This is a genomic window from Microbacterium sp. RU33B (genome assembly GCF_900155915.1).
Taxonomy (GTDB): Bacteria; Actinomycetota; Actinomycetes; order Actinomycetales; family Microbacteriaceae; genus Microbacterium.
Genome location: NZ_FTPO01000001.1, coordinates 365,524 through 388,882, shown reverse-complemented (window position 1 = coordinate 388,882; position 23,359 = coordinate 365,524). Strand labels below are relative to the sequence as shown.

23 protein-coding genes are annotated in these 23,359 nt (G+C 70.7%); 11 read left to right on the top strand and 12 right to left on the bottom strand.

What is annotated here, in order from left to right; genetic code table 11:
- The first annotated feature begins 148 nt into the window (after positions 1–148).
- Genes B0B14_RS01825 through B0B14_RS01815 form a run of 3 tightly spaced genes read left to right on the top strand, consistent with a single transcriptional unit; the run spans position 149 to position 4,763 of the window.
- Positions 149–2,080 carry a heparinase II/III domain-containing protein gene (locus tag B0B14_RS01825; protein WP_076679741.1) on the top strand — a complete coding sequence of 644 codons (1,932 nt, stop codon included), beginning with the start codon at positions 149–151 and terminating at the stop codon, positions 2,078–2,080.
- The gene (locus tag B0B14_RS01820; RefSeq protein ID WP_076679739.1) at positions 2,077–3,183 is read left to right on the top strand and encodes a substrate-binding domain-containing protein; all 1,107 of its coding nucleotides are present in this window, start codon (positions 2,077–2,079) and stop codon (positions 3,181–3,183) included. Before B0B14_RS01825 ends, B0B14_RS01820 begins: the two co-directional genes overlap by 4 nt.
- Positions 3,180–4,763 (top strand): acyltransferase, encoded by a 1,584-nt coding sequence (locus B0B14_RS01815; RefSeq protein WP_076679737.1) that lies wholly within the window; start codon positions 3,180–3,182, stop codon positions 4,761–4,763. The genes B0B14_RS01820 and B0B14_RS01815 overlap by 4 nt, the downstream gene beginning before the upstream one ends.
- A 57-nt stretch (positions 4,764–4,820) precedes the next feature.
- Here the strand turns inward: B0B14_RS01815 and B0B14_RS01810 are convergent, their stop codons facing one another.
- Together B0B14_RS01810 and B0B14_RS01805 are read right to left on the bottom strand one after the other, a co-directional pair.
- On the bottom strand, positions 4,821–5,801 hold the full coding sequence (locus tag B0B14_RS01810) for a Gfo/Idh/MocA family protein (protein ID WP_076679735.1): 981 nt from the start codon (positions 5,799–5,801) through the stop codon (positions 4,821–4,823).
- 139 nt (positions 5,802–5,940) lie between these two features.
- Positions 5,941–7,419 carry a helix-turn-helix transcriptional regulator gene (locus B0B14_RS01805; RefSeq protein WP_076679733.1) on the bottom strand — a complete coding sequence of 493 codons (1,479 nt, stop codon included), beginning with the start codon at positions 7,417–7,419 and terminating at the stop codon, positions 5,941–5,943.
- Between the two features lie 140 nt (positions 7,420–7,559).
- Between B0B14_RS01805 and aceB the strand changes: the two genes are divergently transcribed.
- The 3 genes from aceB to B0B14_RS01790 all read left to right on the top strand — a co-directional run bounded on the left by aceB (position 7,560) and on the right by B0B14_RS01790 (position 11,349).
- A complete protein-coding gene (gene aceB / locus B0B14_RS01800) occupies positions 7,560–9,197 on the top strand; it encodes a malate synthase A (protein ID WP_076679730.1) in 1,638 nt (545 codons plus the stop codon).
- A 46-nt stretch (positions 9,198–9,243) separates the two neighbouring features.
- Positions 9,244–10,839 carry an isocitrate lyase gene (locus B0B14_RS01795; RefSeq protein WP_076679727.1) on the top strand — a complete coding sequence of 532 codons (1,596 nt, stop codon included), beginning with the start codon at positions 9,244–9,246 and terminating at the stop codon, positions 10,837–10,839.
- 174 nt (positions 10,840–11,013) lie between these two features.
- Positions 11,014–11,349 (top strand): YciI family protein, encoded by a 336-nt coding sequence (locus B0B14_RS01790; protein WP_076679725.1) that lies wholly within the window; start codon positions 11,014–11,016, stop codon positions 11,347–11,349.
- Between the two features lie 27 nt (positions 11,350–11,376).
- Here B0B14_RS01790 and B0B14_RS01785 read toward each other — a convergent pair whose 3' ends face one another.
- The 4 genes from B0B14_RS01785 to B0B14_RS01770 are packed head-to-tail and all read right to left on the bottom strand — an operon-like array spanning position 11,377 to position 14,976.
- Positions 11,377–12,009: a response regulator gene (locus B0B14_RS01785; RefSeq protein ID WP_076679722.1), complete on the bottom strand. Its 633-nt coding sequence runs from the start codon at positions 12,007–12,009 to the stop codon at positions 11,377–11,379.
- Positions 12,006–13,181: a sensor histidine kinase gene (locus B0B14_RS01780; RefSeq protein ID WP_076679719.1), complete on the bottom strand. Its 1,176-nt coding sequence runs from the start codon at positions 13,179–13,181 to the stop codon at positions 12,006–12,008. The genes B0B14_RS01785 and B0B14_RS01780 overlap by 4 nt, the downstream gene beginning before the upstream one ends.
- Before the next feature lie 32 nt (positions 13,182–13,213).
- Positions 13,214–14,086, bottom strand: a complete 873-nt coding sequence (locus tag B0B14_RS01775; protein WP_083710269.1) for an ABC transporter permease — start codon at positions 14,084–14,086, stop codon at positions 13,214–13,216.
- Positions 14,083–14,976, bottom strand: coding sequence for an ABC transporter ATP-binding protein (locus B0B14_RS01770; RefSeq protein ID WP_076679718.1), 894 nt, complete (start codon positions 14,974–14,976; stop codon positions 14,083–14,085). Before B0B14_RS01770 ends, B0B14_RS01775 begins: the two co-directional genes overlap by 4 nt.
- 166 nt (positions 14,977–15,142) lie before the next feature.
- Here B0B14_RS01770 and B0B14_RS01765 point away from each other — a divergent pair, with 166 nt between their 5' ends.
- Complete coding sequence (locus tag B0B14_RS01765) at positions 15,143–16,342, top strand: pyridoxal phosphate-dependent aminotransferase (protein ID WP_179085252.1); 1,200 nt, start codon at positions 15,143–15,145, stop codon at positions 16,340–16,342.
- A gap of 88 nt (positions 16,343–16,430) precedes the next feature.
- Here the strand turns inward: B0B14_RS01765 and B0B14_RS01760 are convergent, their stop codons facing one another.
- From B0B14_RS01760 to B0B14_RS16640, 5 genes are all read right to left on the bottom strand, one after another.
- Entirely contained in the window at positions 16,431–17,567 is a 1,137-nt protein-coding gene (locus B0B14_RS01760) for a UDP-N-acetylmuramate dehydrogenase (protein ID WP_076681213.1), read from the bottom strand.
- A 5-nt stretch (positions 17,568–17,572) separates the two neighbouring features.
- Positions 17,573–17,974, bottom strand: coding sequence for a MaoC/PaaZ C-terminal domain-containing protein (locus B0B14_RS01755; protein ID WP_076679713.1), 402 nt, complete (start codon positions 17,972–17,974; stop codon positions 17,573–17,575).
- Positions 17,971–18,417: an FAS1-like dehydratase domain-containing protein gene (locus B0B14_RS01750; RefSeq protein ID WP_076679711.1), complete on the bottom strand. Its 447-nt coding sequence runs from the start codon at positions 18,415–18,417 to the stop codon at positions 17,971–17,973. Before B0B14_RS01750 ends, B0B14_RS01755 begins: the two co-directional genes overlap by 4 nt.
- A gap of 64 nt (positions 18,418–18,481) precedes the next feature.
- On the bottom strand, positions 18,482–19,279 hold the full coding sequence (locus tag B0B14_RS01745) for a sulfite exporter TauE/SafE family protein (protein WP_256714210.1): 798 nt from the start codon (positions 19,277–19,279) through the stop codon (positions 18,482–18,484).
- A gap of 1 nt (position 19,280) precedes the next feature.
- The gene (locus B0B14_RS16640) at positions 19,281–20,063 is read right to left on the bottom strand and encodes a DUF2510 domain-containing protein (protein ID WP_076679706.1); all 783 of its coding nucleotides are present in this window, start codon (positions 20,061–20,063) and stop codon (positions 19,281–19,283) included.
- Between the two features lie 89 nt (positions 20,064–20,152).
- Between B0B14_RS16640 and B0B14_RS01735 the strand changes: the two genes are divergently transcribed.
- From B0B14_RS01735 to B0B14_RS01725, 3 genes are all read left to right on the top strand, one after another.
- On the top strand, positions 20,153–20,854 hold the full coding sequence (locus B0B14_RS01735; protein ID WP_076679704.1) for a GTP pyrophosphokinase: 702 nt from the start codon (positions 20,153–20,155) through the stop codon (positions 20,852–20,854).
- Positions 20,855–21,056: 202 nt separating this feature from the next.
- Positions 21,057–21,392, top strand: coding sequence for a hypothetical protein (locus B0B14_RS01730; RefSeq protein WP_076679702.1), 336 nt, complete (start codon positions 21,057–21,059; stop codon positions 21,390–21,392).
- Positions 21,389–22,312, top strand: coding sequence for a hypothetical protein (locus B0B14_RS01725; protein WP_143733602.1), 924 nt, complete (start codon positions 21,389–21,391; stop codon positions 22,310–22,312). The genes B0B14_RS01730 and B0B14_RS01725 overlap by 4 nt, the downstream gene beginning before the upstream one ends.
- 12 nt (positions 22,313–22,324) lie before the next feature.
- Here the strand turns inward: B0B14_RS01725 and B0B14_RS01720 are convergent, their stop codons facing one another.
- The gene (locus tag B0B14_RS01720; protein ID WP_076679696.1) at positions 22,325–22,669 is read right to left on the bottom strand and encodes a hypothetical protein; all 345 of its coding nucleotides are present in this window, start codon (positions 22,667–22,669) and stop codon (positions 22,325–22,327) included.
- Positions 22,670–22,799: 130 nt separating this feature from the next.
- Between B0B14_RS01720 and B0B14_RS01715 the strand changes: the two genes are divergently transcribed.
- Positions 22,800–23,354 carry a GNAT family N-acetyltransferase gene (locus B0B14_RS01715; protein WP_179085251.1) on the top strand — a complete coding sequence of 185 codons (555 nt, stop codon included), beginning with the start codon at positions 22,800–22,802 and terminating at the stop codon, positions 23,352–23,354.
- Positions 23,355–23,359 lie beyond the last annotated feature (5 nt).

Here is a 23,359-nt window from a genome sequence, read left to right as displayed (position 1 = left end):
TTTGAAGGTGCGCGATTCGTTCGGGTTCGTTCGCGATCGTTTGGAGATTATCAACCTGTTTCGATCATGGCAAGTCGAATTTTGACGTGATACGATCATTTTCGATCATCACCGATGTTCACACGGACTCGACGGAGAGGAGCTGCGGATGACGACCGCCTTCCACGGGGCACTGTCCGACGCGTTCGCGGCCCGCGCCTCGGCCGCCCTTCTCACGACCCGTCTGCGCCCCGCCGACGACGCGCTGCCGGTCGCACCGGCGAGCGATCGCGAGGCGTGGGGCGACGTGCCGGCCGACGGCATCCTCGCGCGCGCCGGCGACGACCTCGGCGCGCCGTGGCCGATTCCGCTCGCCGGCGCCGCCGCCCGTGTCCATCGCGACGGCGACCGCGACGGGTGGGAGCAGGTGGCCTACGCCCGTCAGCACCGGGTGAGCCGGGCCGCCGTCGCCGCCGCCGTGACCCTCGATGAACGATGGACAGACGAGGTCGTCGACGGGGTGCAGCTGCTGTGCGAGCAGAGCTCGTGGTGCTGGCCGGCCCACGACGACACGTTCGAACGCCACGGCGCCGTGCTGGCGACCGTCACCGATCCGTTCCTCGATCTCGGAGCCGGCGAGGTCGTCGGTCAGCTGGCCTGGATCGACCACGTGCTCGGTGCGCAGCTGGATGCGCGCGCGCCCGGCATCCGGGCCCGCATCCGCCACGAAGCCCGCGTGCGGGTCTTCGATCCGTTCGTGGCGCGACGCGACTGGCACTGGATCGGGCTCGACGGCGACGTGCACAACTGGAACCCCTGGATCCACGGCAACGTCATCGTCGCCGCGCTCCGGCTCCTCGACCAGCCCGGCGACGGCGACCGCCGCGCCGCGATCGTCGCTCTCGCGCTCGAAGGACTCGACCGCTACGTGACCTCGCTCCCGGCCGACGGCGCGATCGACGAGGGGTACTCGTACTGGTGGAACGGCGCGTGCCGTGCTCTCGAGGCCCTCGATGTCATCGCGCACGCGACCGACGGCGAACTCGACGCGGTGCCCGCGGTACCCGCCCTGCGCGAGACCGTCGCCTTCCCGCACCGGTCGCACCTCGGCGGCGCGTGGTATCTGAACCTGGCCGACGGCCAGGCGCGTCCCACCTCCGATCAGCCGTGGCACGCCCTGCACCGCGCGGCACGCCGCGCAGGCGACATGGATGCCGCCGCCCACGCCGCAGCGCACCGGGCGTTGGTCCCCCACGAAGCCGCGGGGTTCGGAAGGCTCGTACGGGCGCTCACCGACCGCGACTGGATCGCGGCATCCGTCGCCTCGTCTCCCCTGCCGCGGGACGTGTGGCTCCCCTCGACCGAAGTGCTCCTGGTGCGCGAGCACGCCGGATCGGCCGTCGGCCTTGCCCTCGCGGTCAAGGGCGGCCACAACGGCGAGCACCACAACCACAACGACGTCGGATCGTTCGTCGTGGCGTGCGACGGCGTGCCGGTGCTCGTCGACGCCGGCCGCCCAACCTACACCAAGGCGACGTTCGGACCCGACCGATACGACATCTGGACGATGCAGAGCTCGTGGCACAACGTGCCCGAGGTCCGCGGCACGGCGCAGGGCGCCGGCGCGCAGTTCGCCGCCCGCGATGTCGTCCCGATGCTGACGGAGACGGCATCCGCACTCTCCCTCGACGTCTCCGGCGCGTATCCCGTGTCGGCACTGGCGACCTGGCGACGCACCGCGACGCTCGACCGCGCGCACGAGGTCGTCCGCATCGACGATGCGTGGGAGCTCGGCGAGGTCTCGGGAGAAGAGCCCGAGACGACCGTGCGGATGCTCGTCGCAGGAGCGCTCGAGCTCGCCGCCGACCATGCCCGGATCACGCCGCTCGACGGCGCGACGCCGATCATCGTGCGGTGGCCCGCGGACGTGACCGCCCGGGTCGTCGAGCGCGGACTCGACGATCCGATGCTCTCCGACGTGTGGGGAGCGCGACTCGCCCGCATCGACCTGAGCGTGACGACGACACGTGCGCTCTCGATCACGGTAGAAAAGGACACATCGACGCTCGCGCGCCGAGCGACGACAAAGGATCAGCGATGACCGATCAGCAGCACGCGCCGCTGGCGCCCGCGCGCCACGCGCACATCCTGACGGCGCTCGAGCGCGACGGGATCGTGCGCGTCTCGCAGCTGACCGACGAGCTCGGGGTCGCCCCCGTCACGCTGCGGCGCGATCTCCAGCAGCTCGAGGAGGAGGGGCACCTCGAGCGCGTGCACGGCGGGGCCGTGCCGGTCGCGGCCGTCGACACCGGGTCGGTGCGGCCTCCGGTCGAGGCCGTGGGCGGCTCGATCGCCGTGCTCGTCCCCTCCCTGAACTACTACTGGCCCGGCGTCGTCCGCGGCATGGAGCACGAGGCGCGACGGCGGGGCCTGCGGCTGCTGCTGCGCGGCGCGTCGTACGAGCTGCAGGACGAGCGACCGGTGCTCGAACGCCTCGTGGCGAACGGCGACGTGCGCGGGCTCATCGTCGCGCCGAATCCCGATGCCGCCCACGCACAGGACGTCGTGCAGTGGCTGGCCGAGAGCCGCGTCCCGGCCGTGTTCGTCGAGCGCGAGGCCGTGCTCCTGCCGGGCCGCGAGCCCGTCGAGAGCGTCACGACCGATCACGCGCTCGGCGCCGTGCTCGCCGCCCGCCACCTCGCCGGGCTCGGCCATCGCAAGGTGGGCCTGATCCTGTCGCGCGATTCGCCCACGGGCCGCAAGATCGTGACGGGCTGGGCGGCGGCGTGCGAGGAGCTCGCCCTGAACCCGTCGGAGCACTTCGAGGAGTTCTTCCCCGACCGCAGCGGACCCGGCTTCTCGGATGCCGTGGAGGCGGCGATCGACACCGCGCTGGCCACCGGCGTCACAGGTCTGCTGATCCACTCCGATCCCGAGGCGATGGCCTTCATCGACATCGCGCTCAACCGCGGCATCTCGGTGCCCGACGACCTGTCGGTCGTGGCCTACGACGACGAGGTCGCGCAGCTGTTCACGCCCGCCCTCACGGCCGTGAGCCCGCCGCGCGCCGCCGTCGGCGCCGCCGCGGTCGACCTGCTGGCACGACGCATCGAAGACCCGACGCGGCCCGTGCACCGCGTGTCGCTGAGCCCGACGCTCAACGTGCGGCAGTCGACGGCTCCGCCCGCCGCGGCGCGCTCGTGATCTCCCCGTTCGAGCATTCGCCGTGGGACTTCTGGACCCGGGCGGATGCTGAGGCCCACGCCGCGCAGCGCGCACTGCAGTCGGAGCTGCTCGCATCGCACCCGACCTGGACGTGGGGCGAGGAGTGCTTCATCTCCGATCACGCGTCGGTCGACGACGACGAACTCGTGCTCGGCGACCGGACCTACATCGCGGCGGGCGCGTACCTGACCGGCACGCTGCGCGCGGGGGCCGACTGCTCGATCAATCCGTACACGGTGCTGCGCGGACGCATCGAGCTCGGCGACGGCGTGCGGATCGGTGCCCACACGTCGATCCTCGGGTTCAACCACACGATGTCGGATCCCGATCGGCCCGTCTTCCGCCAGCCGCTGACGTCGAAGGGCATCGTGATCGGCGAAGACGTGTGGATCGGATCGCACGTCGTGATCCTCGACGGCGTCGACGTCGGCGCGCACTCGGTGCTCGCCGCCGGTGCCGTCGTGACGAAGGACGTGCCCGCCGGGGCGGTCGTCGGCGGCAGTCCCGCGCGGTTCCTCAAGTGGCGCATCGAACCCGTCGACCCGCTCGCCGACCGCGTCGCGGCATTCGGCGACGCGGCGCGGGCTGCGGCATCCGAGATCCTCGAGCGGTCGTGGGATGCCTCGGCCGCGCTCTTCGTCGACCGCCCCGGTGCCGCTCCGACGGTGCGGGCGCAGTGCGACGCGATCGAGATCGCCGATCTGCTGCTCGGCACCGCTCCACCGCAGCTCCCCGCCGACGTGCAGGTCGATCGGCTGCGCGGCTGGCAGGATGCCGCGACCGGCGCGGTGCCCGCGCTCGGAGCATCCGTCGTCGACCTGGCCGATCCCGATGTCGCCTACCACGTTGAGTGCGTCGGATACGCGCTGGATCTGCTCGGATCGGGCTTCGCGCACCCTCTGCCCGCGCTGGCGGGACGCTCGGCGGCCGAGGTCGCGTCGTTCCTCGACTCGCTGCCCTGGGAGGACGAAGCGTGGTCGGCCGGGCACGGGGTCGACGCGGTCGGAACCGCTCTGCACTGGTCGCTGCGGCGCGGCGACGCGGTCGATCCGGGCTACGCGGAGGCGCTGTTGGGGTGGCTCGTGACCCGCACGGATGCCGCCACCGGCGTCTGGGGCGGCGGAGAGCTGCTGCAGCGGGTCAACGGCTTCTACCGCGCGTCGCGGGGGACGTTCGCCCAGTTCGGCGTCCCGGTCCCCCATCCGCGCGCGCTCGTCGACACCGTGCTCGCGCACGCCTCCGATCCAGCGCTGTTCGCTCCGGCGGCCCAGAACGCCTGCAACGTGCTCGACGTCGCGCATCCGCTGTGGCTCTCACCCGGACACCGCTCGGCCGAGGTGACCGCGCTGGCGCGCCGGCTCCTCGCCGATGCGCTGGACCACTGGGACGCGGGCTTCGCGTTCCATCCCGGCGCTGCGGATGCCGCACCCGGCCTGCAGGGCACCGAGATGTGGCTGGCGATCGTCTGGTACCTCTCCGACCTCGTCGGCCTCTCGGACTGCCTGGGCTACCGCCCACGGGGCATCCACCGCCCGGAGCCCGCCGCGTCCCTGATGTGATGTCCCTGCGGGTGCGGGTCTGACCCACCGGCACCCGTGCGGACCGGGACATCGAGCTCAGGGGTGGAGTGCGGCGCGCCAGTCCGACAGCACGCGGGCGGTCGCGTGCGTCTGGGCCCACGGGAACTCCGGGATCTGCGCGCGCCCGTCGGCGAGGGCGAGCGACACCGCATCCGCCTCGGCGGCGAAGGGATCGACGACGTCCACATCGATCCGCACGCGGTCCGAGCCGTGGCGCTCGTGGACGATGACGGAGGCGCTCTCCGTGCGCGTGCCCCAGGCATCCGGCAGCACCAGCCGGCCCTCGGTGCCTCGGATCACCGCATGGCACGGGAGGTCGGTGACGATCGAGGTGCGGATCGCCGCCGAGAATGCGCCGAAGCGCACGACGGCGGAGGCCTCCTCATCGACACCGGTGTCGCCGATCGTCCCCGTGACCTCGGTGACGGACGGATCGAGATCGATTCCGACCCACGCCGCCACTCCGACGGCGAAGGATGCCGGATACCCGCCGACGTCGAGCAGCGCACCGCCCGCGAGCGCCGGGTCGAAGAGCCGCCCCGACCGCTCCCCGGCGGTGAAGCCGAACGCCGTCTCGAGCGCGCTCACCTCGCCGATCGCTCCATCGGAGATGAGATCGGCCACCCGTGCGGCGAACGGGCCGAATCTCCACTTGTACGCCTCGAGGAACGGGACGCCGTACGATCCGGCCGCTGCCAGAAGCTGCTCGGTCGCCTCCAGAGTGGGCGTCGCGGGCTTCTCGCACAGCACGGCCTTGCCCGCGGCGAGCGCGGCCTCCGCGAGGCGCGCATGGGTCGTGTGCACCGTGCCGATGTAGACGGCGTCGACGTCGTCGCGGTCGAGGATCTCGTCGTACGTGCCCGAGACCGCGGCGCCGTGCTCCGCCGCGAAGGCCGCGGCGCGAGCCGGATCCGAGCTGCCGACGGCGTGCAGCACCCCGAATCGCGAGTGCGGCATCGCCCGCGCGAAGAAGCCGCTGATCCCACCGGGTCCGAGTACCGCCCACCGCGTCCGCATCCCTCGACGCTACCGGCTCGCGCGCGCCGCACCGTGTGCACGACGGCGGATGCCCGGGCCGACACGCGGAGCCGAGGCATCCCGAGCCGGCGTGTCGCCGCTCCGCTCCGCTTCCGTGCGCGCCGGGGCGGCGGGTGCGTCACCGCGGGGCGTGGGCCTCGAGGAACTCGTACAGATCCGTCGTGTCGACGCCGGGGAACGAGCCGGTGGGCAGCGTCGCCAGGAGGGTGCGCGGGGTCCGCACGTTCGGCCACGAGTTCTCCCGCCACGCCGACTCGAGGTCGGCCGGAGCCCGCCGGCAGCAGACCTCGACGGCGTGGCGCGAGACGCCGCGGTTGGTGGTGTCGCGGCCGAGGAACCACTTCGTGTCGTCGAAGCGCACGCCCACCGACACCGAGTGCGCGCCCTCGCTGGAGAGCTCCACCCGCGCCGTGCACCAGTACGTGCCGTTGCCGGTGTCGGTGTACTGGTAGTAGGGGTTGAAGTGGTCGTCGACATCGAACACGACGCGGCTCGTCCACTTGCGGCAGCACATCTGCCCCTCGATCGCGCCGAGCCGGTCGGCCGGGAAGTTCACGTCGTCGTTCTCGTACGCCTTCGTGATGGTGCCCGACTCGTGCACCTTCAGGAAGTGCACCGGGATGCCGAGGTGCACGGTCGCCAGGTTCGTGAACCGGTGCGCGGCCGTCTCGTACGACACCGAGTACGCGTCGCGGAGATCCTCGATCGAGATCGCCCTGTCCTGCTTGGCATCCTTCAGGAACGGCACGACGTGGGCTTCGGGGATGAGCAGCGCGCCGGTGAGGTAGTTCGTCTCGACCCGCTGACGGAGGAACTCGTCGTAGCTCGTGGGCTCGCGATGGCCGAGGATGCGGCTGGACAGCGCCTGCAGCACCGCCGTGCGCGGATCGCCCTTCGTGGTGACCCGGCTCGAGAGGTAGAGCCTCCCGTGCTTGATGTCGGCGACGCTGCGCGTGGTCTGCGGCAGGTCGGGCACGTAGTGCAGTGTGAAGCCCAGGTGCGCGGCGATGTCGGACGCGGTGCGCTGCGTCAGAGGACCACCGGGGTGGTCCACCGCCGCGAGCAGCTTCGCCGCCTGCGCCTCGAGGTCGCCGAAGTAGTTGTCCTGCGTGCGCATGAGCTCGCGCAGGGCGACATTGGCCCGGCGCGCCTCTTCGGGGGTGGCGGCGCGCTCGTCGCGGAGGCGCTCGATCTCGGACTGCAGCGACAGCATCGCCTTGAGGGCCTCGGTCGGCACGGTCTTGCCGATGCGGAAGGACGGGATGCCGAGAGCCTGGAACGTCTGCCCCTTCATGGCCCGCTCCAGCGAGATCTCGAGCGTCGCACGCTCGTCGAGGGGCTCGGACTCCAGCAGGGCGTCGATCGTGGTGCCGAGGGCCTTCGCGATCGCGCGGAGAAGGGTGAGCTTCGGCTCGCGCTTGCCCGTCTCGATCATCGACAGCTGACTCGGCGCCCGTTCGACGGCCTCCGCGAGCTCGTCGAGCGTGAGGCCGCGCGCCGTGCGCAGCTGCCGGATGCGGCGCCCGATCGTGAGGGCGTCGGCTTCCTGCTCGGCGCCCGCGTCGCCCCCGCGCGGCGATTCATCGATGATCGTCATGTCCCGCAGTGTGTCACAGAACGAGAAGAACGAGCAAACTTCACACTCGATTTGGTCAAGAGGGCCGGGAATATTCACCCACAGTGGAACCACGACACCCACCCGTGCAGCTCCGCACGACTCGCAGACAGGACAGGGCCATGACACCTCCCGCCACGGGCCTCGCGCCCACGACGACCTCCGTGATCGAGATCACGGGTCCGATCCGCCCCCGCTACGACGAGATCCTCACCTCCGAGGCCGTCGCCTTCGTCGGCGAGCTGCACCACCGCTTCGCCGGACGCCGGCACGACCGCCTGGCCGACCGCATGCGCCGTCGCTTCGAGATCGGCAACGGGCACGACCCCCAGTTCCGCGAGGACACCCGCCACATCCGCGAAGACGCCGAGTGGCGCGTCGCCGGCGCGGGACCGGGGCTGGAGGACCGCCGCGTCGAGATCACCGGTCCGACCGACCCGAAGATGACGATCAACGCCCTCAACTCGGGCGCGAAGGTCTGGCTCGCCGACCAGGAGGACGCGACCTCCCCCACATGGCGCAACGTCATCGAAGGTCAGCTGTCGCTGCGCGATGCGATCCGGGGAGAGCTGAGCTTCACGAGCCCCGAAGGCAAGGAGTACCGGGTCACCGCCGAGGAGACGCCGACGATCGTGATGCGCCCTCGCGGCTGGCACCTGGTCGAGCAGCACATCCGCTACACCGACCGTGCGGGTCGCACGATGTCGGCATCCGGCTCGCTCGTCGACTTCGGCCTGTACTTCTTCCACAATGCCGAGCGCCTCATCGCGAACGGACGCGGCCCGTACTTCTACCTCCCCAAGATCGAGTCGAGCGAGGAGGCGAAGCTGTGGGACGACGTCTTCACGTTCAGCGAGGACTACATCGGCATCCCGCACGGCACGATCCGCGCGACCGTGCTGATCGAGACGCTCCCCGCGGCGTTCGAGATGGAGGAGATCCTCTTCGAGCTGCGCGACCACATCGCGGGCCTGAACGCCGGACGCTGGGACTACATCTTCTCGATGATCAAGAACTACCGCGGTCGCGGCGCCCGGTTCGTGCTGCCCGACCGCAGCCAGGTCACGATGACGGTGCCGTTCATGCGCGCCTACACCGAGCTGCTCGTCCAGACGTGCCACAAGCGCGGCGCCTTCGCGATCGGCGGCATGAGCGCCTTCATCCCGAACCGCCGCGACCCCGAGGTGACGCAGCAGGCGTTCGAGAAGGTCGCCGCAGACAAGAAGCGCGAGGCGGGCGACGGCTTCGACGGCACGTGGGTGGCTCACCCCGACCTCATCCCCGTCGCGCGCGCCGAGTTCGACGCGGTGCTGGGCGACCGGCCGAACCAGGTCGACCGCCAGCGTCCCGAGGTGCAGGTCACGGCCGATCAGCTCATCGACGTGCACATCGGACTGCCGATCTCGGCGGAAGGCGTGCACGGCAACGTGTCGGTGGCCATCCGCTACATCGAGGCATGGCTGCGGGGCCTGGGCGCGGTCGCGATCGACAACCTGATGGAGGATGCCGCGACGGCGGAGATCTCGCGCAGCCAGGTGTGGCAGTGGATCCACCAGGACCTCTCGACGCAGGACGGCACCCGCATCACCCGCGACTACATCGAAGGGCTCGTGACGCAGGTGCTCGAGGAGGCCACCCGCTGGGACGGCGACCGCTTCGACGACGCGGCGGACGTCTTCCGCGACGTCGCCCTGAAGGACGAGTTCCCGACCTTCCTGACCCTCTCCGCGTACTCGCGCTTCCTCGTCGACTCCGAGTAGACGCTCCCCTCTCCGGCTCACGAACACCACAGATCAAGGACACGACATGACCACCTACCACGACGACATCGCCGCCGTCGACGCGCTCAAGGAGCAGCACGGCTCGAGCTGGGATGCGATCAACCCCGAGTACGTCGCCCGCATGCGGGCGCAGAACCGCTTCCGGACCGGGCTCGAGATCGCCCAGTACACCGCCGACATCATGCGCCGCGACATGGCCGAGTACGACGCAGACTCGTCGCTCTACACGCAGTCGCTCGGCGTCTGGCACGGCTTCATCGGGCAGCAGAAGCTCATCTCGATCAAGAAGCACCTCAAGACGACGAACAAGCGCTACCTCTACCTGTCGGGGTGGATGGTCGCCGCGCTCCGTTCGGAGTTCGGTCCGCTCCCCGATCAGTCGATGCACGAGAAGACCTCGGTCCCGGCTCTCATCGCCGAGCTCTACACGTTCCTCCGCCAGGCGGACGCCCGCGAGCTCGACCTGCTCTTCACGAAGCTCGACGCCGCGCGTATCGCCGGCGACGAGACGGCGGTGGAGTTCATCCAGTCGCAGATCGACACCCACGAGACCCATGTGGTGCCCATCATCGCCGACATCGACGCCGGCTTCGGCAATCCCGAGGCCACGTACCTCCTCGCCAAGAAGATGATCGAGGCGGGCGCCTGCGCGATCCAGATCGAGAACCAGGTGTCCGACGAGAAGCAGTGCGGTCACCAGGACGGCAAGGTCACGGTTCCGCACGAGGACTTCATCGCCAAGCTCACCGCGGTGCGCTACGCGTTCCTCGAGCTCGGCATCGACAACGGCGTCATCGTCGCCCGCACCGACTCGCTCGGCGCCGGCCTGACCCAGAAGCTCGCCGTCTCGACCCGCCCGGGCGATCTGGGCGACCAGTACAACGGATTCCTGGACGTCGAGGAGATCTCCGAGGCGGACCTCGGCGACGGCGACGTCGTCATCAAGCGCGACGGCCGGCTGCTGCGACCCCAGCGGCTCGCGAGCAACCTGTACCAGTTCCGCGCCGGCACGGGCGAGGCCCGCTGCGTGCTCGACTGCATCACGTCGCTGCGCAACGGAGCAGACCTGCTGTGGATCGAGACCGAGAAGCCGCACGTGGCGCAGATCGCCGGGATGGTCGATGAGATCCGCAAGGAGATCCCGAACGCGAAGCTCGTCTACAACAACAGCCCGTCGTTCAACTGGACCCTCAACTTCCGCCAGCAGGTCTACGACCTCCTCGTGGAGCAGGGCCGCGACGTCTCGGCGTACGACCGTGCCGACCTGATGAACGTCGACTACGACGGCACCGAGCTCGCCGAGCTCGCCGACGAGAAGATCCGCTCGTTCCAGAAGGACGGCTCGGCGCGCGCCGGCATCTTCCACCACCTCATCACACTGCCGACGTACCACACGGCCGCGTTGTCGACGGATGACCTCGCGAAGGGCTACTTCGGCGACGAGGGCATGCTCGCCTACGTCAGAGGCGTGCAGCGCCGCGAGATCCGCGAGGGTATCGCGACCGTCAAGCACCAGAACATGGCGGGCAGCGACATCGGCGACAACCACAAGGAGTACTTCGCCGGCGACGCGGCCCTCAAGGCCGGCGGCAAGGACAACACGATGAACCAGTTCGGCTGAGCACGTCCCCCGGTGGCGGATGCCCCGGACCCGCAGGCCGTTTCGCCTGCGGGTTCGGGGCATCCGTTCGTCCGGCGGCCGCATCCGCGGAGAAAGAATCCGCCGTCCGGTCGATCCGTCGCCTGCCCGTTCGACGCCCTTGACGTAACGTCACTCACAACGGAAGGACAGGACATGAAGTTCCTCATGCTGGTCATCGCAGATCCCGAGGCTCCGCAGGGCGAGCCGCAGCCGCTCACGATCGAGGAGTGGGGCGCCGAGGTCGACCGGCGCGACGCCTGGCGCGAAGGCGATCGCCTCGTGCCGCCCGCGCAGGCCAAGACCGTGCGCCGCCGCGGCGGGGAGGTCGTCGTGACCGACGGTCCGTTCACCGAGACGCGGGAGTGGATCGCGGGCTTCGACGTGCTCGAGTGCGACACGCTCGACGAGGCCGTCGAGATCGCGTCGCTGCACCCTCAGGCCGCCGGCGGCACGATCGAGGTCCGTCCGTTCTGGCCCCTCGGTCTCTGATCGCGGCGAGCGCGGCATCCGGACACGTCAGTTCAGGATGCCGCGCTCCATCGCGAGAGTGACGGCCCGTGTCCGGTCGGCGACGCCCAGCTTCTCGAACACCTTCAGCAGGTGCGTCTTCACGGTCGATTCGCCGATGCCGAGCGCCGCGGCGGCCTGCTTGTTGCTGTGACCGGTCGCGACGAGCCGGAGCACCTCGGTCTCGCGGGCCGTGAGCACCGCCTCCGGCTCGGGTCGCCGCATCCGCTCGACCAGCCGCACGGCCACCTGCGGCGACAGCGCCGACTGACCGGCCGCCACCGAGCGGATGCCCGCCACGATCTCGGCCTGCGGGGCCGCCTTGAGCAGGTAGCCGGATGCCCCGGCTTCGATCGCGGCGAGGATCTGGTCGTCGCTCTCGTAGGTCGTGAGGATCAGCACGCGGGGGGCGGGATCGCCCGCCTCGCCGCCGACGATCCGAGCGGTCGCCGCGACGCCGTCGACGCGCGGCATCCGCAGATCCATCAGCACGACGTCGGGGTGCGTCACGGCGGCGAGTCGTACCGCCTCGTCTCCGTCGGACGCCTCACCGACGACGTCGAGGCCGGGTTCGTCGGAGAGCAGACCCGCCAGCCCCGCCCGCACGACGGGATGGTCGTCGGCGATCAGCAGCCGGATCACGACGCGCTCCGGGTGCGCAGCGGGATCCCGATGCGCAGCGTCGTGCCTCCGTCGGCAGACTCCACCGACAGCGCGCCGCCCGCCAGCGCCAGCCGATCGCGCATGCCGTCGATGCCGTAGCCCGTGCGGGGCGCTTCGGGGTCGAACCCCCGACCGTCGTCACTCACGACGAGGCGGATCCCTTCCCCCTCGTCGGCGCGCACGACGACGCGCGTCGCGTCGGCGTGCTTGCGCACGTTGGCGAGGCTCTCCTGCAGGCAGCGCAGGGCGACGACCTGCGCCTCCCGGTCGGACGCGGCATCCGGGGCGAGCTCGGCGAGGTCGACCTCGATGTCGAGGCCGCTCTCCACCCGGAATCGCTCGGCGAGCCGCTCGACCGCGGCTTCGAACGCGAGCTCGGACGGCACGGCCGCCATCCGCGCCACGAGCGCGCGGGACTCCGCCAGGGCGTCGCGCGCGACCTGCTCGACGGTGCCGATCGTGACCGCCGCGGCATCCGTCTGCCGCTCCCGCGATTGACGTCCCGCGCGCTCGGCGAGGATCACCAGGCCCGCGAGGGTCTGCGCGAGGGTGTCGTGGATGTCGCGGGCGAGCCGCTCGCGCTCCTGCGACGCCCCCCGATCGAGCGCCAGCGCCTCGAGCTCGGTCTGCGCCAGGTCGAGTTCGGCGAGAAGGCGTCCGCGCTCTTCGGCGTGGTCGGAGATGCTCGCGATCCACAGACCGAACGCGATCGAGAACGCGAGCGAGAACACCGCGGTGATCAGACCCGCGACGGCGCCGTCGAGCGTGAATCCGGAGCCGATGAAGAACCCGAAGAAGACGGCGACGGCGAAGACGCACGACGCGATGATCGCCGGTCGGCGCGAGGCGGCGATGACCCACGCCAGCGGGTAGATCATGACCTGCATCATGGCCAGGAACGGCACGGTCGCCACTCCGATGACGAGCGCGGCGGCGGCGACGGCCGTGAAGGCGACGAGCCTCCACCTCGGGGCGGCGTCGGAGAGCTCGGGCCGCGCGATGAAGAAGTAGGCCAGGATGACGAGTCCGACCGAGGCGACGCCCGTCGCGGCGTCCGGCGGGGTCGACAGATCCTGCAGCAGGGCGACGGGCAGCACGATGACAGTGACGGCGGTGACGGCGACATCCCACCACCGGCGATTGCTCATCATCGTCCGTCCTCCTTCACGGGCTCGTCAGGCGGTCACGCGTCGCGCCGGATCCAGCGGAACGTCATGCGGCTCGCGATGAGGCCGATGACGAGCCAGGCCAGAAGGGCGATCGCGACCCACTCGAGGTTCCACGCTTCGCCGGGTTCGAGCGCCGCATACTCCTCGGGGAGGAACACCGCTCGCATCCCCCGCGCCATCCACACCAGCGGGAAGGCGCTGGCGGCGTTCTGCAGCCAGTCCGGGAGAAGCCAGAAGAACAGGTAGACGCCCGACGTGAACTGCAGCACGAGGGCGATCGGGATGACGACGGCCGTGGCGCTGCGCCCCGAGCGCGGAATCGCCGAGACGGCGATCCCCAGCAGTGCCGACGCGATGAGACCCAGCACGAAGACCCAGGCGAACGTGCCCCACGCTTCGGCCGAGGTGGGCAGCGGCACGTCGAACACGACCGCGGCGATGCCGATCAGGATCGCCGCCTGCAGCGTGCCCGTCGCGAGCACCTGGGCGATCTTGCCGATGAAATACGACACCGGTGAGAGCGGGGTGCCGCCGAGCCGCTTGAGCGTGCCGTCGGAGCGCTCCATCGCGATGTCGACCGCGAGGTTCTGGAAGCCCGACAGGAGGAGTCCCGCCGCGAGCATCCCCGGCAGATAGAGCTGCGCCGCCGACATCTCCGGCATCCCCTGCGCCCCGGCGATGTCGCCGTCGGCGCCGAAGATCGTGCTGAACAGCGCGAGCATGAACACCGGGAAGAGGAACGTGAAGAAGAGCGTGTCGCCGGAGCGGAAGTACTGGAGCACCTCGAAGCGGGCGCGCCAGAGGCCGAGCCCTACGATGCTCCGGCGCCGGGCGGGCGCCGTCGAGAAACGCGTCCGCGGGGTGGGCGTCGTCGTCGTCGTGCTCATCGCGCGTCCTCCCGTTCCGACGCCCGTGCGTCGTCGGCGTCGGATGCCTCGGCACCCTCGACCATCTTCAGGTAGATGTCCTCCAGGCTCGGCCGCACGATCTCGAGCTCCGGCGGCTCGCCGCCGAGACGGGCGGCGAGCGCCGTCGCGACGGCGAACGGCTCGCTCGTGTGCTCCTCGCGCCGCTCGCCGCCCTCGACCCAGCGCACGATGGGCATCCGCGCCTCGGCCCCGCCGAAGGTGTCGACGGGACCGATCGCCCGCAGACGCCCGGCGGCGATGACGGCCACCCGATCCGCGAGCTGAGCGGCCTCGTCGAGGTAGTGCGTCGTGAGCACGATCGTGGTGCCCTCGGCCTTGAGCGAACGGATGAGCTCCCAGAATTCGCGCCGCGCGTGCGGATCGAAGCCCGTCGTGGGCTCGTCGAGGAAGAGCAGCTCGGGTCGGCCGATGACGCCGAGCGCGACGTCCACGCGGCGCTGCTGACCCCCCGAGAGCCGCGAGATGCGGGTCTTCGCCTGCTCTTCGAGCCCGACCGCGGCGATCACCGAGTCGACGTCGCGCGGATTCGGGTAGAACCCCGCGAACTGCGTGAGCTGCTCGCGCACCGAGATGAGCCCGGCCTGGCCGGTGGACTGCAGAACGATGCCCAGGCGCGCCTTCCAGTCGAGCCCGCCGTGGCTCGGATCGACGCCGAGCACGCTGACCTCGCCCGACGTGCGCCGACGGTACCCCTCCAGGATCTCGACGGTCGTCGACTTGCCCGCGCCGTTGGGCCCGAGCAGCGCGAACGTCTCCCCGGTGGCGATGTCGAACGACACGTCGTCGACGACCGAGCGGGCGCCGTACGACTTGCGCAGATTGCGCACCTGCACTGCAACGTGATCCATGAGTCCACTCTGTCGACACCGGATGCCGAAATCCACCGTCGTGCGGAGGGCCCCGCCTCCCCCATTCGGTGGATGCCCGCCCCTGCGAGACCGCGCATCGGAGAAACCGGCGACGTGGCACGAGTGCATGCCGTGTCGCGCAAGCGACAGCGATACCCTCGAAGTCGTGACCGAACGCGCCCCCCTCTCCCGGAAGTTGTCCGCCATCGCCGAGTCGGCGACCCTCAAGGTCGACGCGAAGGCCAAGGCGCTCCAGGCCGCCGGCCGGCCCGTCATCTCCTATGCGGCCGGGGAGCCCGATTTCGCCACTCCCGACTTCATCGTGGACGCCGCGGCGCACGCTCTCCACGACCCCGCGAACTACCGCTACACACCGGCCGTCGGCCTGCCCGTGCTGCGCGAGGCCATCGCCGCCAAGACCCTCCGCGACTCCGGCCTCGAAGTCGACGCGTCGCAGGTGATCGTGACCAACGGCGGGAAGCAGGCCGTGTACCAGGCCTTCCAGGCCGTCGTGAACCCCGGCGACGAGGTGCTCCTGCCCGCCCCGTTCTGGACGACGTACCCCGAGGCGATCGCTCTGGCCGACGGAGTGCCCGTCGAGGTGTTCGCAGGCGCCGACCAGGACTACAAGGTCACCGTCGCCCAGCTCGAGGCCGCCCGCACCGACCGCACGACCGCGCTCGTGTTCGTGTCGCCGTCGAACCCGACCGGCTCGGTCTACACGCCGGAGGAGACCAAGGCCATCGGCGAGTGGGCCCTCGAGCACGGCATCTGGATCATCTCGGACGAGATCTACCAGAACCTGGTCTACGAAGGCGTCCGCGCCGTCTCGATCGTCGAGGCCGTTCCGGCGGTCGCCGGCCAGACGATCCTCGTGAACGGCGTCGCCAAGACGTACGCGATGACCGGATGGCGCGTGGGCTGGATGGTGGGCCCGAAGGACGCGATCAGGCTCGCCGCCAATCTCCAGTCGCACCTGTCGAGCAATGTCAACAACATCGCCCAGCGCGCCGCCCTGGCCGCGCTCACGGGTCCGCAGGTCGAGGCCGAGGAGTTCCGCCTCGCCTTCGACCGTCGCCGCAAGCTGATCGTCGAGGAGCTGTCGAAGATCGACGGGGTGAGCGTGCCGAATCCTCTCGGGGCGTTCTACGTCTACCCCGACGTGCGCGGCCTCCTCGGTCGGGAGTGGCGCGGGAAGCGCATCGAGACGTCGCTGGAGCTCGCGGATCTCATCCTCGAGGAGGCCGAAGTGGCGGTCGTCCCCGGTGAGGCGTTCGGCCCCAGCGGCTACCTCCGCCTGTCGTACGCGCTCGGCGACGACGCCCTGCTCGAGGGCGTGCGTCGCCTTCAGGCCCTGTTCGCCTGACCCGCGCCGCCGAAGCGAGGCATCCGGGCCGAGACAGGCGACGACCTCGCCTGTCTCGGCGAGATCTCCTGCGTCGAGCCGGCGGGGGTCAGATCTCGACGCCGACGAGCACCGGCTCGGGCTGCAGGATGAGACCGAACTCCGACTGCACGCGCCCCTGGATGAACCGTGCGAGCTCGGCGAGCTCGCCCGCCGTCGCCCCTCCGCGATTGGTCAGCGCGAGCGCGTGCTTCGTCGACAGCGCGGCGCGCGACCGCGGGAGCTTGAACCCCTTGCGCAGCCCCGAGTGCTCGATGAGCCAGGCGGCGCTGACCTTGACCTCGGACTCCCGGGCGACCGGCGGCGGGATGTAGCCGTCGTAGGCCTCGAGCGGGATCACCAGCACGGGGTCGAGATCGGGCGCGAGCGGCCACCGCGGGCACTCCGGCGGGAGCGTGCGGGCGAAGGAGGCCGACACCACGGCGTTCTGGAAGAAGGATCCGGCGCTCCATGTATCGGCGTCGTCGGGGTCGAGCACCATGCCCTTGCGGCGCCGTGTCGCGAGCACGTGGTCGCGGATCCACGCGACGCTGACCGCGTCATCCGGTCCGAGTCCGAGGGCTGCGCGCAGCTGCTCGCCTGCGATCGGACGCTCGGCGTACCCGACCTCGGCCAGCTCGAGGGTCACGGTGAGGATCACGCCGGAGCGCAGCGGAAGCGAGCCGTAGTGCTGCTTGAGCACGGATGTGCGGAAGCCCAGGCCGAGCTCGGCGGCGGAGACCGTCGAGACCTCGCCGGTCTCCTCGTCGAGCAGATCGACCTCGACGAGGGTCTGCACGATCTCCTGCCCGTAGGCGCCGACGTTCTGCACGGGGGCGGCCCCGACCGTGCCCGGGATGCCCGACATCGCCTCGATGCCCGCGAGCCCCTCTGCGACGGCGAACGCGACGAGCGCGTCCCAGTCGTGGCCGGCCTGCACACGGAGCCGTGCGTGACCCGGCCGCGGCGACGGCATCCGCTCGACGCCCTGGGTGCGTACACGGATGACCGTGCCCTCGAACGGCTCGTCGCCGACGAACAGGTTCGACCCGCCGCCGATCACGAGCCAGGGCTCGGAGACGGCCCACGCGTCGCGCAGCGCGGCGACGAGCTCATCGGTCGTGAGCGCGTCGATCATCCGCTCGGGGACGCCGCCCGTGCGCAGCGTGGTCAGCTGCGCGAGCGGAAGGGGCTCGATCTCGGGCATGGCGGTCACGCGCGGACGCGCACCTGCGCCTTGCCGAGCACGCTGGTCTCACCGGCGGTGACGGTGAGATCGATGCGCACCGCGTCGCCCTCGACGGCGCCGACCTTCGCGACGATCGTGAGGTCGGCACCGGTCTCGGGATCGACCACGACGGGCCGCGTGAACTTCGCGCCGTACTCGAGGATGCGCCCGGTGTCGCCGAGCCAGGGCACGAGCGTCTCGACCGCGAGGCCCATCGTCAGCATGCCGTGCGCCAGGACGCCGGGAAGCCCCACGGCGGCGGCGACGTCGTCGCGGTAGTGGATCGGGTTGAAGTCGCCCGACGCGCCGGCGTAGCGCACGAGCGATTCGCGGGTGAGGTGGACGGCGCGCTCGGCCACGACGTCGCCGACGTTGAGATCGGTCATTCGTCCGCTCCGATCAGGAGGACGGATGTCGCCGTCACGACGTGGTCGCCCGCAGCATCCGTGATCTCGGCCTCGCTCGTGACGAGGGCGTTGCCTCCGATCGCGCGCACCCCCGTCACGCTCAGCGTGCCCGTGAGCTCATCGCCCGCGACGATGGGCCGGGAGTAGCGGAAGCGCTGATCGGCGTGGACCGTGCGGGCGAGCACGATGCCCGAATCGGGCTCGGCGAGCAGGATCTGCAGCGTCTGGTCCTGGATCACCATCGCGAACGTCGGCGGAGCGACCACGTCGGCGTAGCCGAGCGCCTGGGCCGCGGCCGGGTCGGTGTGCTGAGGATCGGTCGCGAAGACGGCCCGCGCGAACTCGCGCACCTTCTCGCGGCCGACGAGGTACGGCGGCGTCGGCGGGAACACACGTCCGACGAGCTCGGGATTCACTGCCACCCCGCCAGTCTACCGAGCGGCCCGCGCGCATCCGCGGCGAGGGGGTGTGAAGAAACCGGATGCCTCAGCGCGCGCGTCCGCGCACGGCCTTCAGCGCCATCTGCACGGCGATGAAGGCGAGGAAGGCCGCGAAGAGCACGTTGCCCACGAGCGGGTCGACGAGGGTGGCGATCCATGCCCCCAGCGCCGTCGTCGTGCAGGCGGCGGCACCGATGAGGACCGCGGCGAGGAGGTCGACGTTGCGGCGACGGACGTTGCCGATCGTGCCCGACAGTGCGGTGGGGATCATCATGAGCAGCGAGGTGCCCTTCGCGATGAGGTCGCTCGTGCCGAACACGATCATCAGCACGGGGACGACGACCACTCCGCCCCCCACGCCCAGGAGCCCGGCGAGCACGCCCGTCACGAGTCCGAGTGCGGCGAGGCCGATGCCCACGCCCACCGAGAGCACGAGTTCCGCATCACGCGACGGGATGACGATGAACAGCATCACGATGACCACGGCGAGGAACCCGACGAAGCCCCAGCGGAGCACCGTGACCGGCACCTTGGGGAGGAGCCAGGTTCCCACCTGGGCGCCCACGACAGCACCGGCGGCGAGGATGAGCGCCGGTATCCAGGCGACCGACCCCGTGACCGCGTACGAGATCACGCCGACCATCGCCGTCGGGACGATGGCCGCCAGCGACGTGCCCGCGGCGAGCCGCTGGTCGAAGCGCAGGAGCAGGACGAGCAGCGGCACGATGACGGTGCCGCCGCCCACGCCGAACAGCCCGGAGAGAAGTCCTGCCGCCAGGCCGATCGCGAGGCAGAGCAGATAGAAGCGCGTGGTGCGCGGCGGTCGCGCCGTCGGCGTCGTCACGTCAGTCCCACGCGTCGATGCGCCACGTGCCGGCATCGTCGACGATCGTGTACTGGTAGTCCTCCGAGATGGCCTCCGGGCTCTCGAGGGGCTCCCCGTCGCCGTCGACGCTGGTCAGATACGTCTCGGTGGTCTCGACGATGATCACGTCGCCGTCTTGCTCGACATCGGTCACGGTCACCTCGTAGTCGCTGGTCGTCTCGAGGAAGTACTCGGCCTGTTCGACGAAGTCGTCGCAGTCGACGAATCCGGTGTCGTCGCGGTAGGCGCTCGTCGTCGCCTCTTCGAAGTCGTCGCAGTTCGCGGTCTGCCAGGCGATGTCGTGCTGATACACGGCCGCGACGGCGGCCTCCTGGTCGGGGCCTTCGGCCCCGTTGCCGGACGGGGCGGAGAACTGGGAGAAGATCGCGATCGCGAAGGCGACGGCCCCGCCGATCACGGCCAGGACGACGACGCCGATGACGACCCAGACGATCCACATCTTCGACTTCGGCGGCGGCGGAGCCTGCGGGAACTGCTGCGGATCGGAGGGAGCCGTGCCGAGCGCGCCGGCGTAGGGGGGCATCCCGACCCCTGCCCCGGGTCCCGTCGGAATCGGCGGGACGGCGGGAGAGGTCTGCTCGAACTGCGCCGCGAAGTCGGCAGCGGCATCGGGAGCGGGCTCGCTCGGAGCCTGCGCGGCCGGCGCGGGGAGCGCCTGGACGTGCGCAGTCCACTGCGCACCGTCCCACCAGCGCAGTGAGCCGTGGGCGTCGTCGTACCAGCCGGGCGCAGGGGAGGTCATGGCGCCCAGCCTACTGTCGGTTCCGCCCGGCCCCGGAGCCGCGACATCCTTCACAGCCCGCTGAGAGACTGCCTCGCTACGTTCGGCTCATGTCCCGTGCCGACGACTCCCCCCTGCTCACCGCGACGGACGGGGCGGTGAGCTATTCGGCCGGTCAGCTGCGTGCGATGCGCGACGAGTTCCAGCGCTTCGTCATCGAGTACCAGTTCGGTCTGCGCGAAGTCGAGACGAAGATCTCGATCCTCCGGGACGAGTTCCTGCAGATGCACGAGTACAACCCGATCGAGCACGTGTCCAGCCGGGTCAAGACGCCCGACGGCATCGTCGAGAAGGTGTCGCGCAAGGGGATCGACCCCGACTTCGCGAGCATCCGCGCCCACATCACCGACATCGCGGGCGTGCGTGTGACGTGTGCGTTCGTGAACGACGCGTACCGGCTGTTCGATCTGCTCACCCAGCAGGACGACCTGACGCTGCGCGTCGTGAAGGACTACATCGCCCAGCCCAAGCCCAACGGCTACAAGAGCCTCCACGCGATCTTCGAAGTGCCGGTCTTCCTCTCCAGCGGGCGGGTCGACGTGCCGGTCGAAGTGCAGTTCCGCACGATCGCGATGGATTTCTGGGCCAGCCTGGAGCACAAGATCTACTACAAGTACGACAGCCAGGTGCCCTCCACGCTTCTGGCCGAGCTCAAGAGCGCCGCCGACACGGCCTCGGAGCTCGACGCGCGGATGGAGCGGCTGCACCGGGAGCTGCGAGGCGGCTCATCCGCTCATGCGGTGACGGTCTAGATACCGCCGTGCCGCGCAGATCGGGCCGCACACGATAGTGTTTCGCCCAACACCCTCGATACGAAAGCCCCTCAGCCCCATCCCCCGAACGAGCCAGGCCGTCGGAATCCCCCTCGGCGCCTGAAGCGCGAACCCCTCGGTTCGCGCTCTCCATGCGTCGAGCCGGCACCTGTGCAGCGTCTCCCATCCCCCGGAGGCAGACATGGCGCACGCGTCCTTCCCCCTCAGCGGACTCTCTCCCGCGCTCCCCCGCCCGATCGCCCTGACCCGGCTCCGCCTGCGCACCCGCGCAGTGCCGCTGCTCCTCGCGGCGGCGATCGTCGTGCTCACGACCCTCGGCCTGACGGCGCTCGAGACGACCAACGCACGGCTGGAGTCGTCGATCTCGGTGCGCGAGAGCGCGAATCGCTCTCTGGCCGCCGACATCGGCACGACCCAGCGGATCGCCGCGGCCACGGCGATCCGCGTCGCCGATCTGCGGGCGGTGCTGGACCAGCAGCGGGCAGCCCTCGACTCCCGCGACGGCTTCCTGCCGTGAATGCCGCGGCCCGCCGGATGATCGGCATCCTCGCGGGCGTCTCGGCGGTGCTGGTCGGATCGGCCCTGGCGGAGAACTCGACCCTCGTCAGCCGTCTGGCCGAGGCGCAGTCCATCGCCGTCGGCCTGGAGTCGCACCTCGCCGGAGCCGAACAGCACTCCGAGGCGTGGACCGGCATCCTCTCGGAGCGTCGGGCGACGTCGGTCGTCTACGAGCAGCTGCTGGATGCGCGCACGGGGTTCATCACCGCCCTGAGCGGCGCGTCGACGGCCCTCACGTCGGCGGCAGGCAAGGTGGACACGGCGGCGCAGCTCGCCGGCATCCGCCGCCTGCAGGACACCGTGCAGGCCGAACGCACCGATCCCGCCGTGGTGACGGCGGCCACCGCCGAAGTGGTGACCACCACGACGACGATCGCCACCGCCGTCGCGGCGTACGACGCGGAGCAGAAGCGACTCGCCGAAGAGCGCGCACGCCGCGCCGCCGGCGCCGGGGCCGCCGCGAGCACGGGCACCCGCCTCCCGTCGTCGGGAAGTGCCTACGACCGTGTGCGCGCCGCGCTGGACCGCGTCGGCGGCGGCGGCGTTCCGCTCGAGCAGTACGACGGCGCGTGCGGCGGCGTCCAGGCCGCGGCCTGCGCGTTCCCGGCCGGCGTCATCCGCTTCACGCCGGCGCTCGCGTCGTGGTCGAACGCGCGCCTGCACTGGGCCATGGCCCACGAGCTCGCCCACATCCGCCAGTTCGGGATGTGGGGGTCTCTCACGCGCTCTGGGGGCTACGCCTCGCTCTTCGGCGGCAACATCGAGCTCCTCGCCAACTGCATGGCCCAGCAACGCGGCTACCCGAGTGGGAACGTCTGGTGCTCGGGCGCTCAGCTGGACTGGTCGGCCGCGATCTGGGGCGGCTCGGTCCCGTCCTGACCGGCGCCGACGTCAGAACTCGTACTCGGGCCACTCCTCGGCGGCGGCGTCCTCCAGCTGCGGGCGGGGCGCAGCCGGCCCGTCCAGACGCAGCCGGTTCGCCGCTTCGGACAGTCGTGCGACGAGATCGGCGTCCTCGACCTCGGCCACCTCGGACGAGACCGTGGTCGACAGGATCTGACTCGCGGGGCCCAGGAGAATCTCGGACTGGACACGCTGCCCGGCTCCGTCCACGGTCGGAATCGGAACCATCGCCGAGCTGGCGGTCTGGGCGAGAGCCTGTGCGTAGTCCAGCAGCGCGTGCGCGATCGCACTGCCCGTGAGGAAGGACTCGCCCGCGTACGTGATCTTGTCCATGTCTCTGGTCTACCCGCTCGGCGACCAGATGGTTCCGGGGTTTCATCCCGGAGGGGCGTGTGCTACGGACAGGCGCTTCTCCGGCCGGATGCCGCGCCGCCCCCACCCCGGAGCCGGGTACGGTCGATGGGTGCCCAGCGACAACGCCATCGACCGAGCCGCTCCCGACGCGTCCGCCGCCCCCGCCGACATCACCATCCGGCTCGTCCGTCCGGACGAGTTCGCGGAGGCGGGACGAGTCACCGCGGAGGCGTACAGCTCGAGCTACGGCGACCTGTCCGAGTCGTACCTGGCCTCGCTCCGCGATGTGGCCACGCGGGTGCTCGACGGCGACGTCTGGGTCGCTGTCGAGCCCGACGGCGACATTCTCGGAACCGTGTGGGTCGCTCCCGAGGGGCGCCCGCTCTCGCCGGTCGCCGAACCGGGAGAGACCGACTTCCGTCAGCTCGCTGTGGCGCAGCCTGCGCGCGGGCGCGGAGTCGGCGAAGCCCTCACGCGGCATGTCATCGCCCTCGCGCGCGAACGGGGGTCGCACCGCGTGATCATGAACAGCGGCCCCGAGATGTTCGGCGCCCACGCGCTCTACACCAAGATCGGATTCGCACGTCTCCCCGAGCGCGAGAGGTCGATCGAGGTCGAGCCCGGCAGGTGGATCGAGATCCTGACCTTCGGGCTCGACGTCTGACCGCG

Bases quoted from the DNA above. Each gene is read 5' to 3' on its own strand.
- B0B14_RS01825 (WP_076679741.1), top strand. From the start codon at position 149: ATGACGACCGCCTTCCACGGGGCACTGTCCGACGCGTTCGCGGCCCGC.
- B0B14_RS01820 (WP_076679739.1), top strand. From the start codon at position 2,077: ATGACCGATCAGCAGCACGCGCCGCTGGCGCCCGCGCGCCACGCGCAC.
- B0B14_RS01810 (WP_076679735.1), bottom strand. From the start codon at position 5,801: ATGCGGACGCGGTGGGCGGTACTCGGACCCGGTGGGATCAGCGGCTTC.
- B0B14_RS01805 (WP_076679733.1), bottom strand. From the start codon at position 7,419: ATGACGATCATCGATGAATCGCCGCGCGGGGGCGACGCGGGCGCCGAG.
- aceB (WP_076679730.1), top strand. From the start codon at position 7,560: ATGACACCTCCCGCCACGGGCCTCGCGCCCACGACGACCTCCGTGATC.
- B0B14_RS01795 (WP_076679727.1), top strand. From the start codon at position 9,244: ATGACCACCTACCACGACGACATCGCCGCCGTCGACGCGCTCAAGGAG.
- B0B14_RS01790 (WP_076679725.1), top strand. From the start codon at position 11,014: ATGAAGTTCCTCATGCTGGTCATCGCAGATCCCGAGGCTCCGCAGGGC.
- B0B14_RS01780 (WP_076679719.1), bottom strand. From the start codon at position 13,181: ATGATGAGCAATCGCCGGTGGTGGGATGTCGCCGTCACCGCCGTCACT.
- B0B14_RS01775 (WP_083710269.1), bottom strand. From the start codon at position 14,086: ATGAGCACGACGACGACGACGCCCACCCCGCGGACGCGTTTCTCGACG.
- B0B14_RS01770 (WP_076679718.1), bottom strand. From the start codon at position 14,976: ATGGATCACGTTGCAGTGCAGGTGCGCAATCTGCGCAAGTCGTACGGC.
- B0B14_RS01760 (WP_076681213.1), bottom strand. From the start codon at position 17,567: ATGCCCGAGATCGAGCCCCTTCCGCTCGCGCAGCTGACCACGCTGCGC.
- B0B14_RS01755 (WP_076679713.1), bottom strand. From the start codon at position 17,974: ATGACCGATCTCAACGTCGGCGACGTCGTGGCCGAGCGCGCCGTCCAC.
- B0B14_RS16640 (WP_076679706.1), bottom strand. From the start codon at position 20,063: ATGACCTCCCCTGCGCCCGGCTGGTACGACGACGCCCACGGCTCACTG.
- B0B14_RS01735 (WP_076679704.1), top strand. From the start codon at position 20,153: ATGTCCCGTGCCGACGACTCCCCCCTGCTCACCGCGACGGACGGGGCG.
- B0B14_RS01730 (WP_076679702.1), top strand. From the start codon at position 21,057: ATGGCGCACGCGTCCTTCCCCCTCAGCGGACTCTCTCCCGCGCTCCCC.
- B0B14_RS01720 (WP_076679696.1), bottom strand. From the start codon at position 22,669: ATGGACAAGATCACGTACGCGGGCGAGTCCTTCCTCACGGGCAGTGCG.